Source organism: Streptomyces sp. NPDC085866, assembly GCF_044541035.1.
Classification (GTDB): Bacteria; Actinomycetota; Actinomycetes; order Streptomycetales; family Streptomycetaceae; genus Streptomyces.
Window position 1 is genome coordinate 33,715 of the sequence record NZ_JBITSQ010000022.1, and the last position, 16,785, is coordinate 50,499.

Genomic DNA, 16,785 nt, shown 5'->3' on the forward strand with positions numbered 1-16,785 from the left:
AGCCTCATCATGGCCGGGCCACGCGGCGGGTCATGAGCAGGATCATCGACCAGTAGACCATCGCCTCGGCACTGGTGTTGCGGCGCTCGAAGTCGCGCACCAGGCGGCGGGTGCGCATCAGGTGGGCGAAGAGGCGCTCGACGATCCACCGCTTGGGCACCACCACGAACCCCTTCTGGTCGTCGCTGCGCTTGACGATCGCCACGACCAGCGCGAGCGTGGCCAGGTAGTACTCGACGAGGCTGCCGGTGTAGCCACCATCAGCCCAGATGAGGGCCAGCCGGTGGTGCGCGTCGGCCACCTGGTCAAGCAGGACCTGGGCGGCGGCGCGGTCACCGGTGTCCGCGGCAGTGACCATCACCCCCGGCAGCAGACCGCGCGTGTCGACCATGACGTGCCGCTTGCGCCCATTGATCAGCCGTCGAAGCCACGGCTGTCGGAGCCGACGACTGCGTCCGCCTTGACTGACTGCGAGTCGATCACGCCGGCTGTCGGCTCCGTGTCCCGCCCCTCCCTCTCGCGGATCCTCGATCGCAGCCGATCGTGGAACTCCTTGACCAGCACGTGGTCGCGCCAGCGGCGGAAGAACGCGTATACCCGCTCCCACGGCGGGAAGTCGGCAGGCATGGCCCGCCACTTGATGCCGTTGTCGACCAGGTAGCGGACCGCGTCCAGCACCGCCTGGTGGCAGTACGCCTCCGGCTGCCCGCCCCGGCCGCGCAGCCAGCCGGGCACCGGCAGCAGCGGCCGGACCACAGTCCACTCCGTGTCCGTCATGTCCGAGGGTTACCGCCAAACACGTTCCGGGTGATCGGCCGCATTCTCGAACCGGTGATCGACACAATCACACGTCGGTGCAGCCGAGTTGAGTTCCACCGGCGCGAGCACGTACAACTGCGGCAACAGGATCTCCTGGATCTCGGTTGGCTTCGCAACCCCGAGCTACTAAGAGGCCCTGCCTTCATGCCCGCAGCCTGCGGCAACCACCCGATCGAGACTCCCGTTCGACGCACAACCCTCAAGGTCGGAACGACAACAGCTACTTAGGGCCCATCCGGTCGGGCAGGCCAGCGACGATCGGCGCAGCGCGTTTCGTCCCAGGCAAGAACTCACCAACGGGTCGACATGTGAGGGGTGGCTTTCGTCGCCAGGCGAGCCCCTGAGGAGGGGCAGCCAGGGGGGCGACGACCTTCTGGGTCGGGCTTAAGACAGGCCTTCAATGACGTCCTCTCCGATGAGATGGACTGTCACGCGCGAGGGTTCACGTAGCGCACAGTTGGGCCTCACCTCTCCATCACCGGGACCGCGCACGACCGGCACAGCGCACTGCCTCGCGGACGTACCTGTGTGACTTGCGCTGGCACGAGGCACACGGAGCTACCAGTTCGCAGGGGCAGCTCAGCCCCAAAGGGACCGGCTCTGTGACGCGAGGCAGGGGAGTGGACATCGTGTGGGTCCCGTTGGGGGCGACAGGCGCCAGTCGCCCCCATGACAGGATAGCGACACAGGTGGCACAAGAGTTCAAGTCGCGGCATCGGGAGGCCGGCGGCACCACCTGTTGCGCCAACTGCTGCGTCGCCTCTTGCGCCATCTGTTGCGGCAAACGTTGCGCGAGCCCTCCCGGCCCCCTGGAATCCCCCCAGACCAGCACGAGCGTACGAGCGTGGTCGGGGGGTCTGACATCCCCGTTGCGGCTGCTTTCGCCCATATCCATGGCTGGAGTGAGGGTGGAGACGGGCGGGATGGGCAGCGCGGACGCGGCCGGGGACCGGGGCGCGCTCGCCGATGATGCGCGTCGGCGCCACCGCCGCGCCCAGGGCCGGCCGCCATCATTGCGGCGGCTCGGGACACGCGAGTAGCCGGGCAGCCCCTGCCCGACGAGCCGGGCGGCAATCGAGGACGAAGCCGGCCAGGGCCTGGGTTCAGCCAAGATTTTCGTGACGTGGTGATGGAGCGTCATGCGAGGAGGACTCGCTTGGGTACGACCTACTCGGCGTCCACGTCATTCCTGGGCCTGGGCCGCGGGCCGTACGTCTCCAAGTAAGCGGGCGGGCCGCACGGTCACACTTGCCGGAATCGCCTCTCACAGGCGTACCACCGGGCAGAATGGGTTTACGCGACGTGCGAGCGCAACAGAGCCCGCGCTCAGGGTAGTTGGCCGGGCGACACGAAACTGGGGGGCAGCCATGGAACGCAGGATTCAGGAGGTCGAACTGGCCGACGGCCAGAAGGTCCTCGCCCGTGTCAGTGTGCTGTCCCCCGAGGACATCCCCGGCTTGTCCGACGAGTTCGAGTTCGAGGACGTCGGTGCCCTGGACCACATGGCCGCGCGCATCGACCAGCTGAACGAACTTGTCGGAGCCGTCGGCGGCGCCGTGCTCGACGCGGCGCGCGCCACGCGGCCAGACGAAGTCAGCGCCACGTTCGGCGTAGAGCTCGCGGTCAAACCCGGCAAGGCTGTGGCCCTCCTCGCCGACGGTGAGGCCAAGGCCGCCTTGGCGATCACCCTCACGTGGCGGGGCGCCGCCGGGGCGCCGGAGAGCGACGCCGCCGCGGCCACGAGTGCCGCACAGGCTGCCACCGGCACGGCTCTCCCCGACACCGGCGATCTGTCTTCCGCCCCCGCCTCCGCATGACGGTGCAGCTGGAGCAGCTGGCCAGCCGCGCCACCGTACGGATCGGGCCAGACCAGGCACCGAAGACGCTCTGGGGCAGTGGGTTCTTCGTCGCACCCGGCTGGGTGCTGACCTGCGCGCATGTCCTGCCGAACGCGGCCGGCGCCGAGAACGTCGGCAGACTGCGCGTGCAGGGACATCAGCTCAATGCGACGGCCAGGCTCGCCTACCGGCTCGGCGGCGGCACCGACCCCGGTCAGGATCTCGCCCTCCTGCGCCTGGAGGGACCGCTGCCGCCCCATGCCTGCGTACGGCTGACCGACCGCTGCGACCCACCGAACCGCGTCACCGCCCTCGGTTGGCGCACTCCGGCCGGCGGAGAGCCCCAGCGGTGGAGCGGCCACAGCGAGTGCAGCGGCCGGGACGGCTCGTACGGTCTCACTCTCGCGCCCCACATGGAGATTCCGCACGGTGCCTCCGGAGGGCCCCTGCTGGACCGTGACCACGGCGTGGTCGCGGGAGTGGTCAAGGCACGCAAAGCCAACGACTACGGCGGTTTGGCCGTCGCCGCCACGGCCTTACGGAGTTTCGGCGAGGCACGGCCCGTGGACAACGAGAGCCACCTCGGGCGCGACCCGTACGCCACCCTGATCCGCGAGCACGACCGCTGGCACCAAAGCGCTCGCGGCGGCCACTCATGGGTCAGGCTGCAGAGCGGGATCCGCGCAGGCGGCGAACGGGCGTGGGCGCCCGACGACAGTGCCGAGGCGTCCGCACTGCTGGCGGCGCTGCCCCGGCCGGTCTCCTCGGCCACACTCCAACGGATGATCACTGTTGTACTGGGCTACGAACCGCTGTGGGAGGACGAGCTCGCTCCGATCGACTGGCGCGACGGGCAGGGTTGGGTGCATGACCAGCCAGGAGGCGCCGACATCATCGCGCTGCACTATCTGCTCGCGGTGGCGGAGGAATGCCGCCGCCTGGCGCCGGACGCCGTCGCCGAGCTGGAGCACTGGGTCAAGGCACGCATCGAGGCGCTGCCCGAGTACCTCGGGGCGTTGCTGCGCCACCGCGCCGCCAACACAGTTCTCCACGCGGAACCCCACGACGACGAGCGCCCCGTGGTCGCCGTCGAACTGGAGCCCAACGCGTATCAACCCGAGGACCGTTTCCACTGGCGCGTGTGGTCCTGGCCGGAAGGTTCCGTGACCGCGCGCGTGCTGGACGAGGACGAGGCGGACGAGGGCGCCTCGCTCACGGAGCTGCCCGACGTGCTCGACGAGCCGCTCGGCCGGGCCTTCCGGCTGCTTGACGCCGGTGAGCGGCGCACCCGCCTGGAACTCGCCCTACCCGTCGAGCACTTCGGCCTCCAGGTGCACCGCTGGCCGCTCGGCGCCAGGCGCCAGGTCGTCCTTCGCTGCCTGAAGCGGCGCGGCGAACCGGCCTCGGCCTGGCGCGAGCGCTGGAGCGGTGTCGTCGACGGTGGTCTGAACGCCCTCCAGATGCACTGGCCCGAGTATCCGAAGGCGGCGCTGGAGACAGCGCCGCCCGGGGCGGTACCCGTGCTGTGCCGACCGCCGCAGCAGACTCTGGGCTGGCTCGCTGACGCGATCGGCGCCGGGTACGCCGTCGCCCTGTGGAGCCTGAGGACCGAGCATGCGCGCGCGTGCGGCAGGAACTGCGGTGAGCTGTACAGCAGAACGACCCAGCTGCTGGCCTCCACGGCACGTGCGGCGGCCCTGCCGGAGCGGCTGCGCGTGCTGCGCGAGCGCGCGGACGACCTCGACTCGGATTGGGCCGACCACCTGGCGCTCCTGTACGACGACCCGCACCGCCCCATCCCGCTGTGCGACGACGTCCTGGACTCCCCGTGACCGCACCTGGCAGAAGGAGACAAGCGTGACAACTCCCGACTGGCTCGTCTACCAGGGCACCGGAGAGCCGCACGACGGCATCCGGTGGTTGCCCGAGCCGCCGCCGTGGCGGGACTTCGACGGAGGGCCCGTCATCGAGGCGGCTCCGCCCCTGGGCACTGAGTCGACCCGGCGACTGGGCACGCGGGGGCTGGGTAGGATCGCCTGGCGCCCCGAGGAACTGGAGTTGATCAACGCTGCGCTCTATCTGCGTCGTCCCCTGCTCGTGACCGGCGACCCCGGCTCGGGCAAGTCCACACTCGCCCACGCCTTGGCCCACGAACTCGGCCTCGGCCGCGTGCTGCACTGGCCCATCGTGAGCCGTACGACTTTGCGCGATGGCCTGTACACCTACGACGCGATCGCCCGGCTTCAGGACATGCAGATGGCCAAGGAGCGCAGCGGGCAGTACACCGAGGATATCGGGGAATACCTGCGTCTGGGCCCGCTGGGCACCGCCCTGCTGCCGTACGCCCGACCGCGAGTGCTCCTGGTTGACGAGCTGGACAAGAGCGACATCGACCTGCCCAACGACCTGCTCAACGCCCTCGAGGAGGGTGAGTTCCACATCGCCGAGCTGCAACGCATCGCCCGCAAGCAGCCCGACGTCCATGTGCTCACCGACGACGGTGACCGGGCCCCTGTCAGGGAGGGGCGCGTGCGCTGTCGGGCCTTCCCGGTGGTGGTGATGACCAGCAACGGCGAACGCGACTTCCCCGCACCTCTGCTGCGCCGCTGCCTCCACCTCGACCTGCCCTCGCCGCGCAACGACGAGTGGGGAGCTGCCCGGCTGGAGGCCATGGTCCGCGCCCACTTCGGAGACGCCCCCTCACCTGTGCACGACGCGCTGATCCGAGACTTCCTCCAGTCCAGCCCCGGTGCCCTGCGGGCCGCCGACCAGCTCCTCAACGCCATCTATCTGACCCAGGAAGCGGCTCGCGACAGCGCACCGGACCGGCAACGGCTCGCCGAGCTGCTGATGCGCCCTCTCGACCACGGTGACCAGAGGCCGCGCTGATGACCAGGCCCTCCCCAGGACCCTTCGCCGCCGACCCGGTCAGCGAGTTGGCAGAACGGCTGCGCGTGCGGACCGGGACGGGGCCGAGCGCGCGTGAACTGGCGGAGGCACTGTGGCTGGCTCGTCACATTACGCGGCCCCGGCTCGCGGTAGACGAGCCCGAACACGAGGACCAGGCGGCGCGCTCCGAACCCGCAACAGAGCCTGACTCGGACCGCCCGGACGCCGACCCTGTGACGGCGCCACCGGACATCGACCCCCAGGACGCGTCTCTCTCCACCGCCGACGACCGCACTCGCCTGTACGCCAACCGCCTGCACGGTCCTGCGGCCGAGCTCACCGACCCCGAATTCGTACGCGTCCGGGTGCCTGTGGCAGCTGCCCTCCCGCATTCCCTCCGCATCCAGCGCGCCCTGCGCCCCCTTCAGCGCTACCACCCTCCGGTGCGCATGCCCGCGCACCGCATCGACGAACAGGCCACCGCCGAACGGGCCGCCGAGACCGGGCTGCTGCTGCCTGTGCTGGCCGCCACCGCCCGACGCGAAGCGCGGCTGCGGTTCTTGATGGACGTGTCCTCGTCGACGGCCGTCTGGGACGGACTCCTGGAGGAGCTGCGCCAGATCGCCGCAGGGCTCGGTGCCTTCCGTGAGGTGTCAGTGCACTACGTCCACGAGGGCCCGGACGAAGGCCTACTGGCGTCCGTCTCACCTGATCCGGACGCAGGAGCGCCCCGCGCGGCCGAGCAACTTCGCGACCCGACCGGACGGCAGCTCACCCTCGTGCTCAGCGACTGCGCCGGACCGCTGTGGCGGTCGGGACGGATGCAGAGACTGCTGCACCACTGGGCACTTGCCGCGCCCATCGCGGTGATCCAGCCGATGCCCCAGCGTCTGTGGCGGCGCACCCACTTGCCCGCACGTCCCGGCACCCTCCGGCGGCGCGAAGGCCTCGGCGCGCGGCTGGAGTTCCGGTCCGCCGAGGGTGCGCCGAGCGACGGAGCGATGCCGGTGCCGGTTCTTGCCCCCACGCGTACCGCGCTCGGCACTTGGGCCCGTCTCCTGTCTGGCAGCACCGGCCTGTCGCTGTCGGCCGCAGCCGCGTGGGTGTACGCCGACCACCCGGCGTCCCCGCCGCGCCCCGCGCGCGCTTCGACCGACTCCGATGCGGACCTCGTACGGTTCTTCCGGGGCACTGCGTCCCGCCAGGCCGTCTCCCTCGCCGTCTCCTTGTCGGCTGTACCGTTGACGCTGCCTGTGATGCAGCTCGTGCAGCGGGCGATGCAGCCGCAGAGCGGGCCGTCGGTGCTGGCCGAAGTTCTTCTGAGCGGGCTGCTCGTGCGGTCCGAGGAGGCGGGCTGGTACGAGTTCGTGCCGGGCGTGCGCGACGAGTTGCTGCGGCTGCTGCCACGTGGGGACGCACTGCTCGTCCTCAAGCACTGCGGGGAGTACGTCGACCGGCACTTCGGGCGGCACGCACGCAACTTCCCGGCGCTGGCCCTGGCGAAGCTGACGGGTGGCGTGGTCCCATCCGAAGAGGACGGCGGGACGGAGCCGGTGCCCGAGGCGTTCGCCGAGGTGTCAGGGTTGGTACTGGGCAGGTTCAGTGTGCCGGCCGCTTCTATGGGGCAGCTGGCGCGGGAGCGGGAGACCGTCCGGATCGTGTACCGGGGTGGGGACGGGGAAGGAGGCGACCGTCCTTGGGCCACGTGGATCGCCCACGTCATGGCATCCTGCGGGTACGACCCGGTGTTGCGGGCTTGCCCCGACGACGCTCAATTCGGCGCGGCGACACAGAGGGTGGGGCCGTCACAGCGCGCGCTCGTGTTGCTGGGTGGGGAACTGGGGTTCAGGGGGGCTGTCCCGGGCGGATGTGTCCGCCTGTGGGTCGACAGGCCCCCTGCCGGGACGCGCATCGGGCGCGACCCGCTGCTGTTCACAGCCGACGAAGCGGTGGCCAGGTGGCGGTTGCTGACCGCTCTGGGGTTGGACACGGAGTCATACGTGCCCAGCGGTGCTGCGCCCGAATTCCCTGGACCGAGGCATCCCGTGGAGGACGCGTCGCCGTTGCCGACCGCGGAGGGGCCCTCCGGTAGTGGCGAGCCGGAGGCACAGTCGCGGGAGGTCTCCGAACCTGGTCCGATCCCGGGGGAAGCCGTCCGCACCCGGCCGGGCCCTTCGGGCACGGCCGAGAGTCTCTTGATCGTCCACGCCGGCTATCACCGGGCCTGGGCGGCCTGGATCGCGTCATGTCTGGAGCGCCACGGCCACCGGGCCACGCTGCAGCGCTGGGACCCTCAGAGGAACGAACCGTTGGAGTCCTCGCTCGGCGACCTGCTGCTGTTCAGCGGGCGGGTGCTGCTGGTCCTCGACGACTGGTTCTTCAGCCTGGGTCCGCGTCCCGCAGGTGAGTGGAACGACGTGCTCCGTGGCTTCGTCGCCTCCCACGCCGACCGCTTCGCTGCTGTCAACCTCACCAACCGGCCTCTGCTCCGGGCGACTGCCGTCCTGGAGCCGGCCAGCTTGTGGGGACTAAGCGAGGAGGCCGCCGAGGAGCGCCTGCTGGGCCGGCTCGGCCTTGAGCGGCGCCGTAGGCCCCGGGCCCTGCCGACGCGAGCCCGCTATCCCAACGAGCGCTGCGCGATCTGGGGCGAGGTACCACGTCGAAACCCACGCTTCACCGGCCGCGACGAACTGCTGACCGACCTTCACCAGCGACTGGCCGACGCCGGACCCGGCGCCGCGGCCTGCACTCTGCTGGGCATGTCCGGCATCGGAAAAACCCAGCTCGCCACCGAGTACGCACACCGCTTCAGCACCGACTACGACCTGGTGTGGTGGGTCAACTCCGACGACCGCGACATCCAGCGCGACCGCTTCGGTGAGCTCGCCGTGGAACTGGGCCTGCGCATCGGCAGTGCTCCCGGCGGGCGCATCCGCGCCGTCCGGGACGCCCTGCGGCGCGGTGAGCCGCACCACAACTGGCTGCTGATCTTCGACGGCTGGGACGGCACTGAGGACATCAACGTATTGCTTCCGCAGGGCCCCGGGCACACCCTGATCACCTCCCGGAACCGCGCCTGGAGCGAATTCACCGACATCCTCGAGGTCCCGGCGTTCCTCCGCGGGGAGTCCATCGGCTATCTGATGCGCCGAGCCCCGCACATCAACGTCGAGGAGGCCGACGAGGTTGCGGCCGAATTCGGGGACATACCACTGCCGCTCGTGCAGGCCGCCTCCTGGCTCGGCGAGTCCGGCGTGGAGGTGCCCGAGTACCTGCGCATGGTGCGAGAGCATCGGCTGTCCACCGTGGACGAGCCCGCCACCGGCGACGTCATCCCGCAGTCGTCTATGACCTCTTGGACGATACTGCTCAACCGGCTCCGCCGCTCTCAGCCCCAGGCCCTGGACGTCCTCAACCTCTGCACGTCCTTCGCCCCGGGCCGCATCCCCCTCGGTCTCATCCATGCCTATCCACAGGCCGACCTCCCCGAGGAGCTGCGATGGATGGCCACCGACCTGCCTGCCTGGACCCGGGCATTGGACACACTGGTCAACTACTCGGTAGTAACGCGCGAGACCCGCGGGCCGGTCGCCGCTGAGACGGGCCCGCACCAGGAGACGGTGCACATGCACCGGCTCGTACACAACATCGTGTCTCAGCTGACCAGCGACGACAGCCACGCCACCTATAGCAGGGCTGTCCGCACCCTGCTTGCGGAGGCCGACCCGGGCAACCCGCTGGACAGCAGGAACTGGCCCCGGTACGCCGAACTGCTGCCCCACCTGGAGCCCTCCGGGGCGCTCAGCAGCACCCAGCGCAGGGTCCAGGAGACGGTGCTGAACTGCCTGCGCTACTGCTTCCGCAGCGGGGAGTACGCGAGCGGCCGGGACCTGGCCCAGCGCATCCGGGACTACTGGTCCCGGACCTTGGAGCCGCTGGACCAGCCCATGCTCGACCTGACCGCCGAGGAGTGCAACATTATGCGGGCGAGCGGCCGGTTCCGCGAGGCTTACGACCTCGACCGCGGCGTTCTGGAGAGACTGCGGGCCGCCGAGCAGCCCAACGCGCTCGGCGAGCTGAACGCCAAGGGTGCCATGGCTAACAGCCTGTATCGCCTCGGGCGGTACCAGGAGGCCCACGACATGCACCGCGAGGTCCTCGACGGCACCGGACGGCTGCTCGGCCTGGACACGCTCCCCGGGCTCGCCGCCCGGCACGACCTTGGTGTCAGCCTGCGGCTCCTGGGCAGGTACGCCGAGGCGTACGAACTCGATCTGGACACCCTCAGCCGCCAGGAGAGCATCCTACGCGCCAGGCATATCAACACGCTCAGCTCCGGCAACGCCGTTACTCACGACCTGCGCCTACTGGGCCGATACCGCGATGCGCTCGCCCGCCAGGAGGCGGTGGTCCGGCTCCACGCGCAGGTGCTGGGCCCCCACCATCCGCAGACCCTGGAGGCCCGTTCCCAACTGGTCATGAGCCGGCGTCGTGAGGGTGGTTACACCCAGTATGTGGGACCTGACATGACCACTCTCCTAGAACAGATGGAGGTGGTCCACGGCCGTGAGCACTACCGGACCCTCTCCGTCATCGCCAACTACGGCAACTTCCTGCGCGAGCACGGTGACCTGAGCCAGGCGCGCGACCTCATCTACGAAGCCGAGGCCGGATACCGTGTCCTCTTCAGACACTCCCATCCCATCGTCACCGGCATGCTCTCCAACACCGCGCTCGTGACGCTGGCCGTGGGCGAACGTGCCGAGGCGATGCCGATGTTCGAGTCAGCGCTCGCCGGCCTCACCGCCACCCTCAGCCCGGACCACCCCTGGGTGCTGGGCTGCGCTCTGAACACAGCCACTGCCCGGAACTTCAACGGTCGTATCGTGGAGGCCGTGGAGTTGAGCCGCGACACCCTGCGCAGGGCCCGGCGTGTGCTGGGCGACGAGCACCCCCTCACGCTCTCCTGCCAGATGGCGCTCGCCGCAGACCTGCGGTCGGCCCGGCAGCAGGAGGAGGCCCGGAAGCTGGAGGGCGAGGGTCTGCTCGCCCTGACCCGCACCCTGGGCTCCCAGCATCCGCACACGATCGCGGCCCGCCAACGCACCCGTCCCTACTGGGACTTCGAGCCCTACCTGGATTGACGGGCAGCACCGGAAAAGGCCCGGCCCCGAGTCACGAGAACTCGAGACCGAGCCGTTCACGGCAGCCTGCTTCGGGACTACCACCATCGAGCCGAGCGGGTCAGCCCCATGCCGACAAAGTTGATCGTCGCGGCCGCGCGGCCTTGCATCCCGCCCGAAGTAAAGGGTTAGTACTGCAACGGTGCTTGTACTGAGTGTTGGGCAGGATCATGGGCTGTGTCCGCGTCGCTTGTAGTGGCTGATGCGGGCTTGGTGCTGGCGTCGGCGCCGCCAGTGTGACCAGTGCAGGATGTGGTCGATGCTCACGGGCCGGCGGTCGGTGAGTCGGGTGATCAGGCGTCTGATCTCGGCGAGGCTGAGGTGGATGAGTGGGGAGGATCCGTTTCTGCTTTGTCGGCATCCAGCTCGCGGGCCCGCAGCACGGTCAGGCAGGCATGGGCGGCCATGGCCAGGGTCGTGTGGCGGTGCCAGCCGGGATACCGGCGGACTTGGTAGTCGTCCAGGCCGCACTCCTGCTTCGCGCTCTGGAAGCATTCCTCGATGGCCCACCGGCTGCCCGCGATGCGGATCAGGTCGTCGAGGGTGGTCTCGGTGGGGCAGTAGGCGATGTAGTAGGAGATCTCCCCGGGCCGGCTCACGCTGCGGCGGGCGATGACCCAGTGGCGGCGGTCGGGCCGGTGCCAGGGCCGCACCTCGACGCGAGCCCAGTCGTAGATCCGCGGGCCGTGAGCCCCGGTGCCGCAGGAACGGCGTTTCCACTTCTGCCGCGGCAGACCGTTGAACAGGTCGTGGACGGGGTGGTCGATCGCCCAGCGGGTGACGACGGTGTCATGTCGGGGGGTGGCCACGACGTGGAAGACATCGGCCTGCTCCAGCTCGAACCGCCAGTCCTTGAAATAGCCGTAGGCGGCATCCGGGGTCACCCACCGAAACGGGATCCGGTCCGCGATGGCACGACGGACCATCGCCTTCGCTATGGCCACCTTCGTCTCGAACCCAACGTGGTCACCGATGCCAGCCCGGCGGCACCGCTCACGGTCCTCCATCCAGGACGTGGGCAGATACAGGCGTTGGTCGATCAGCGTCCGCCCGCGGTCGGTGGCATAGGCGAGGAAGACACCGATCTGGCACTTCTCCGTCCGGCCTGCCGCGCCGGAGTACTGCCTCTGCACCCCAGCCGACCGCAGCCCCTTCTTCAGGAAGCCCGTGTCGTCCACGATCAGGACGGCATCCCGCTCTCCGAGGTGCTCGACGACGTTTCCGCGCACGTCATCGAGGATCTCCTCGGCGTCCCACTCGATCCGGTTCAGCATCCGGTGGATACGGTCCGGGCCTGCATGCCCGGCCTGTTCGGCCAGCGTCCAGCCGTTCTTCCGCTCCATCGGTGCGATCAGCCCACGCATATAGGCCAGCGTCGACTCACGCGGCTCCGACCTGTCGCATCAGACAACGTTCGCCCTGCAGTGCCGCTGGAAATTCTGTCGTAATAGTCTCCCCGGCGTGGCCGAGGACGGTCCTTTCCTGGCCCCCGAGGGTTGCTTGTGCGGACCCGGGGTTGGGGTCTGGAGTGGGTTCCTGCCCTGCATGCTCCGTGGGGCGCAGCAGCCCACTCCAGCCATCTCGATATGCCGCCTGAACTGGCCTTTCATCCCCATCGTTCCTATCATCCATCTCGGTCGAAAGGGGGGTCGGATGGACCGGACCGTGCGCACCGTCGAGGACGTTTTCGCGCTCTTGGATGGACTCTTCACATCTGAATCCGAGGCCGGCCGCTTGGCGACCGGCGACGGCAAGGGCTTCTGGGACCGCTTCTATGCCGACCGGTCAAGGCCGGTCCCGTTCTTCGCGGCGAAGCCGGACGAGAACCTGGCCGCCTACCTCGACCAGGGCCTGATCGCTCCCGGTCGGGCCCTGGACCTGGGGTGCGGCCCGGGCCGCAATGCCCTGTACCTCGCATCGCACGGCTTCGAGGTGGACGCCGTCGACCTCTCTCCCATTGCCGTCGCCTGGGGCGAGGACCGGGCTCACAAGGCTGGAGTCGACATCCGCTTCCTGCGCGGTGACGCTTTCGCCCTCCCCGCCACCGAGTTGAGCGGCCCGTACGACCTGGTCGTCGACTCAGGCTGCTTCCATCACCTACCGCCACACCGCCGCGTCAGCTACCTGGCCCTCATCGACCGCGTCCTCGCCCCTGGGGGCCACCTCGCACTCACCAGCTTCGCTGCCGGCGAGGCGGGAATGGGGTCGCAGCTCGCCGACGCGGACCTCTACCGTGAACGCGAGTTGCAGGGCGGCCTCGCCTACACACCCGAATCGCTGCGCTGGATCTTCTCTGACCTGGTGGAGGTCGAACTGCGCCGCATGCGGGAGGAACCGCCGGAGTCAGCACTGTTCGGCGTGACGTTCCTGTGGACCGCATTGTTCCGACGGGATGCGACTGCATCAGGCGACGTTCGCCCTGTTCACGACCTCGCGTAGGCGCTCGTCCTGTGCATGCCTGTTCCGCCAGATGATGTAGCGACGGATCATGCTCCCCTGCGCCTTGTGGCTGATGTGGTCGGTGCCGTCGAGAGTGAAGTAGCGCAGAGCGGTGAACTGGGCCTCGATACGGTTCAGCCATGAGGAGTTGGTCAGGGTGTAGGCGATCTCGACGTTGTTGCCTCGGTCCAGTCCACCACCGGGCGGCACCGCTTCGTGGTCAGGCGCGGAGAGTAGTTGTCACACACGATCGCGATGCGCTTCCCGATGGGGTGCAGGGAGCGCCGATAGTGGCAGAACTCCAGGAACTTGGAGCGGTTCTCGGCCTTCTTGATGTGGCCGAAGAGCTGGTCCTTGCCCAAGTCGTAGGCAGCCAACAGATGCCGGACCCCGTGCGGGCGGGTGTAGGTGGCCCGGCGTGGCCGTGGCTCCCGCTCAGGGTCCTTGCCCTTGCCGTCATGCTCGGCCCACTGGCGCCCAGGATGGGGCTGGAGGTTGAGCGGGCCGAAGTCATCCATGCAGAAGATGACTTCGGGCTCGCCCTGCTCGAGGATGACTTCGCCGTCAGCGATCGCGTAGACGTGCTCCCCCCCGGGCCTTCTTCGCCTCGTAGGCAGGGTCGTTCGAGGCCTTCCAGGTCTTCACGCGTTGAAAGGAGACGCCTTCCTCGCGGAGAAGGACCCGAAGGCTCTCATGACTGATGTCGTCGACCACCCCCTCGGCGACCGGGAAGTCGGCCGGCTTGACCAGGCTCCAGGTCGAGAACGGCAGGCCGTGCTCGACCGGCTTGGACTTCGCGATCTTCTTGATCTCGCGGCGCTCGGGCAGCGTGAAGGTCCGGGGCCGCCCGCCCTTGTACTTCGGGTAGAGCGAGTCGAAACCGTCGGCATTGAAGTTGCGCAGCACGTCGCGGACCCGATCCGGGCTGGTGAACGTCACCGTCGCGATCTTGTCGACGGTCATTCCCTGCGAGGACAACAGCACCATCTGGGCACGCCGCCAGGTCACCACCGACCCGGTACCCCGCCGGATGATCCGCAGCGGCCTCCGGCCTTCACCGTCATCGATCTCCCGCGCCCGCTCAGCCACCAGATCAGCATGGCGGATGCACGCGCCGTCCAGGCCTGTTCCCGGACGGCGCGTCACAATCGGGGCGAACATTGTCTGATGCGGCACTAGGAGCTGTCCGGCCGATCATGTGACTACTCCGTCTCCGGGTCGTTGATTTGGGCATGGGGCGGGGTGATCTCAGCGATGCCGAGTGGGAACGGCTGCGGCCGTTCCTGCCGGTCAGCAACAGGCGTTGTGGCAGGTGGCGGGACCACCGGCAGGTGATCGACGGGATTCTGCACCGCGTGCGGACCGGTGTGCAGTGGCGTGACCTGCCCGAACGGTTCGGCCCGTGGAAAACCGTCTATGAACGGCACCGGCTGTGGTCAGGCGATGGCACCTGGGAACGCCTGCTCCAGCAGGTCCAGGCCGAGGCCGATGCGGGCGGAGAGATCGACTGGGACATCTCAGTCGACTCCAGCATCATTCGAGCCCATCAGCACGCGGCTGGCGCCCGCACCGACCCGCCGCCGACTCCCGCGTCAAAGGGGGACTCACCGGCAGAACACCAGGTCGAGACGCCGTGGCAGAGCCTGATCGCCCGCCTGGCGGAGGTGGTGCAGGAAGCGAGGGCCTGGGCCGCTCGCGCGGCGGGTTCACCACCAAGCTCCACTTGAGCGCCGACGGCTTCTGCCGCCCGCTGTCCCTGATCGTCACGCCAGGACAGCGGGCGGACTGCACCCAGTTCAAGCCGGTGCTAGAGAAGATCCGCGTCCCGCGAGTGGGGCAGGGCAGGCCACGGAAGAAGCCGGCCAGCCTGGCGGCGGACAAGGCATACAGCAACGGGCCCTGCCGCCAGTACCTGCGCAGCCGGGGCATCCGGCACACCATCCCGGAGAAGGCCGACAGCCAGGCTGCCCGCCTGCGCAAAGGCTCACGCGGCGGACGGCCACCCGGCTTCGACGACGAGCGCTACAAGAAGCGGAACACCGTCGAACGAGCCATCAACCGGCTCAAGAACGCCAGAGCCGTCGCCACCCGCTACGACAAGCGCGGCTACGTCTACCTCGGCACAGCAACCGTCGCGGCCCTCACCATCTGGCTCCGAACATGATCGGCCGGGCAGCTCCTAGGCGACTGCGTTGCCGAACACGGCAGTGACCAGCCCGGCGTCTCGGGTGTAGACCCGCATGCGCTGCACGTTCCCGTCGGCGAGCGTGAGGTCGAATGCGGCGGTGCCCATGAAGATGTGCTTGGCCGCGGGGGCGATCGTGGTGGTGGCGAGCGGAATCGTCAACGCGTCCTTGCTGGCCTTGGCCTTCCACGCGGCGTCCGCGGAGTTCGAGAGGCGCAACTCGCCCCACTGTGCCTTGATCCTGCTGTCCGGCGTGACGAACAGTGCACGTACGCGGAGTTCGACGCCCTGCTGGAAGTCGGCCACGTCCTTCGCCGGGCTGATGGGGGCCTTACGGGCAGCGGCCACCCAGCGGAAGAGCGGCGCTGTACTGCCAAAGGATGATCTTGAAGAGACTGTCACGAGCCGCATGGTCGCACCCCGTACACCTGCTCGACAAGCGACGTCAGCCGCAGGCCAAGCCCATCCCGGCCACCGTCGTGCCGGTGGTCACACCTGTCGTGCGGCGCCTTCGATCAGCGCGTCGCCGAGCGCGGTGCGGCGATACAGCGCCGCGCGGCCGGCACGTGCCCGGGCCAGGAGCCCGGACGCCGGCAGCACGGCAAGGTGGTCGCCGACAGCGCCGGGAGCTATGCCGAGGCTGCGGGAGAGCCGTGTGGTGCTCGCGGGCGTTGCCGGTTCCGTGAGCAGTCACGCCCGCGAGCGTCCGAGCAGGGCGGCGAGCGTGGCCCGAACGTCGAGGGAGGGAGCGGTCCGCTCCCAGAGCGTCGCGGTGCCGCGCGCCGGAAGACGAGCGCCTTCGGTCAGGGCTCGCTGTGAAACTCGACGGGCACTTCGGTGGTGAGATCGCGCGGGAACAGTTGGAACGTGAAGGACCCGGGCAGCGTCGCACCCTGGAAGCGGGCGATCGCCGTGACCGTGTGTTCGTTCGCCTGGTGGATGAGCGTTACCAAGCTGCCGTAGCGGGAGGGTCGGTGTCCACTCTCGTAGAGTTCCAAGATCGGCCGGACAGGCCCTAGTCGTCGAGATGGTCCTGGCCGTCTGGTCCCGCGAAGTCGAGCTGGGTCACGAAGGGGTCGTAGTCGCTTTGGACGGTGATCCGGTACAGACCCAAATCCGGCAGGGTGACCTTGACGCCGAGTTTGTCATCGCCGATGACCTCGAACGCGACCTTCTTCTGCCAGTCCCCTTCGAGTGCAGCGATGGTGCACTCGACTTGAGAGGGGTCGTCGGTGCCGCTGACGACGCAGCCCCAAACAGCGTTGGGGGACACGTAGTCGGGGACGTTCAGGCCGATGCCGTCTTCTGCCTGGTCGGGGCCGAGGTCGAGGCGTTCGTCGTCGACGAGGAACTCCTTGACGATGCGACATGCTGCCTTGCCGTTGGCCATGGCGCCGTGCTGGGCAAAGACGGGGATCGTCGATCGGACGAG

Annotated in this window: 10 protein-coding genes and 2 pseudogenes; 6 read left to right on the plus strand and 6 right to left on the minus strand. The window is 69.0% G+C overall.

Annotated features, from left to right (window positions below; translation table 11 throughout):
• Window positions 1–7: 7 nt before the first annotated feature.
• Entirely contained in the window at window positions 8–391 is a 384-nt protein-coding gene (locus tag ACIF83_RS40110; RefSeq protein WP_399734781.1) for a transposase, read from the minus strand.
• Window positions 392–414: 23 nt separating this feature from the next.
• On the minus strand, window positions 415–777 hold the full coding sequence (locus ACIF83_RS40115) for a transposase (RefSeq protein WP_399734784.1): 363 nt from the start codon (window positions 775–777) through the stop codon (window positions 415–417).
• A 1,409-nt stretch (window positions 778–2,186) separates the two neighbouring features.
• Here ACIF83_RS40115 and ACIF83_RS40120 point away from each other — a divergent pair.
• From ACIF83_RS40120 to fxsT, 4 genes are read left to right on the plus strand one after another with little or no spacing between them, the layout of a single operon-like run.
• Window positions 2,187–2,636, plus strand: coding sequence for a CU044_2847 family protein (locus tag ACIF83_RS40120; RefSeq protein WP_399734787.1), 450 nt, complete (start codon window positions 2,187–2,189; stop codon window positions 2,634–2,636).
• Window positions 2,633–4,489: a trypsin-like peptidase domain-containing protein gene (locus ACIF83_RS40125; protein WP_399734790.1), complete on the plus strand. Its 1,857-nt coding sequence runs from the start codon at window positions 2,633–2,635 to the stop codon at window positions 4,487–4,489. The genes ACIF83_RS40120 and ACIF83_RS40125 overlap by 4 nt, the downstream gene beginning before the upstream one ends.
• Before the next feature lie 25 nt (window positions 4,490–4,514).
• Window positions 4,515–5,546, plus strand: coding sequence for an AAA family ATPase (locus ACIF83_RS40130; RefSeq protein WP_399734793.1), 1,032 nt, complete (start codon window positions 4,515–4,517; stop codon window positions 5,544–5,546).
• Window positions 5,546–10,690 (plus strand): FxSxx-COOH system tetratricopeptide repeat protein, encoded by a 5,145-nt coding sequence (fxsT, locus tag ACIF83_RS40135; protein WP_399734796.1) that lies wholly within the window; start codon window positions 5,546–5,548, stop codon window positions 10,688–10,690. Before ACIF83_RS40130 ends, fxsT begins: the two co-directional genes overlap by 1 nt.
• Before the next feature lie 332 nt (window positions 10,691–11,022).
• Here the strand turns inward: fxsT and ACIF83_RS40140 are convergent.
• Window positions 11,023–12,126: pseudogene (locus ACIF83_RS40140) on the minus strand (IS701 family transposase); the annotation flags it as partial.
• A gap of 256 nt (window positions 12,127–12,382) precedes the next feature.
• Here ACIF83_RS40140 and ACIF83_RS40145 point away from each other — a divergent pair.
• Window positions 12,383–13,168, plus strand: coding sequence for a class I SAM-dependent methyltransferase (locus ACIF83_RS40145; RefSeq protein ID WP_399734935.1), 786 nt, complete (start codon window positions 12,383–12,385; stop codon window positions 13,166–13,168).
• On the opposite strand, the pseudogene ACIF83_RS40150 reads toward ACIF83_RS40145, so the two are convergent.
• A pseudogene (locus ACIF83_RS40150) lies at window positions 13,133–14,257 on the minus strand (IS630 family transposase). The gene ACIF83_RS40145 and the pseudogene ACIF83_RS40150 overlap by 36 nt on opposite strands.
• A 143-nt stretch (window positions 14,258–14,400) precedes the next feature.
• Here ACIF83_RS40150 and ACIF83_RS40155 point away from each other — a divergent pair.
• A protein-coding gene (locus ACIF83_RS40155; protein ID WP_399734799.1) for an IS5 family transposase occupies window positions 14,401–15,332 on the plus strand; the annotation gives its coding sequence in 2 pieces (ribosomal slippage) (window positions 14,401–14,736 and window positions 14,739–15,332; 930 coding nt in all).
• A 15-nt stretch (window positions 15,333–15,347) separates the two neighbouring features.
• Here the strand turns inward: ACIF83_RS40155 and ACIF83_RS40160 are convergent.
• Window positions 15,348–15,701, minus strand: coding sequence for a hypothetical protein (locus tag ACIF83_RS40160; RefSeq protein WP_399734802.1), 354 nt, complete (start codon window positions 15,699–15,701; stop codon window positions 15,348–15,350).
• A 667-nt stretch (window positions 15,702–16,368) separates the two neighbouring features.
• Window positions 16,369–16,743 carry a hypothetical protein gene (locus tag ACIF83_RS40165; protein ID WP_399734805.1) on the minus strand — a complete coding sequence of 125 codons (375 nt, stop codon included), beginning with the start codon at window positions 16,741–16,743 and terminating at the stop codon, window positions 16,369–16,371.
• Window positions 16,744–16,785: the final 42 nt, after the last annotated feature.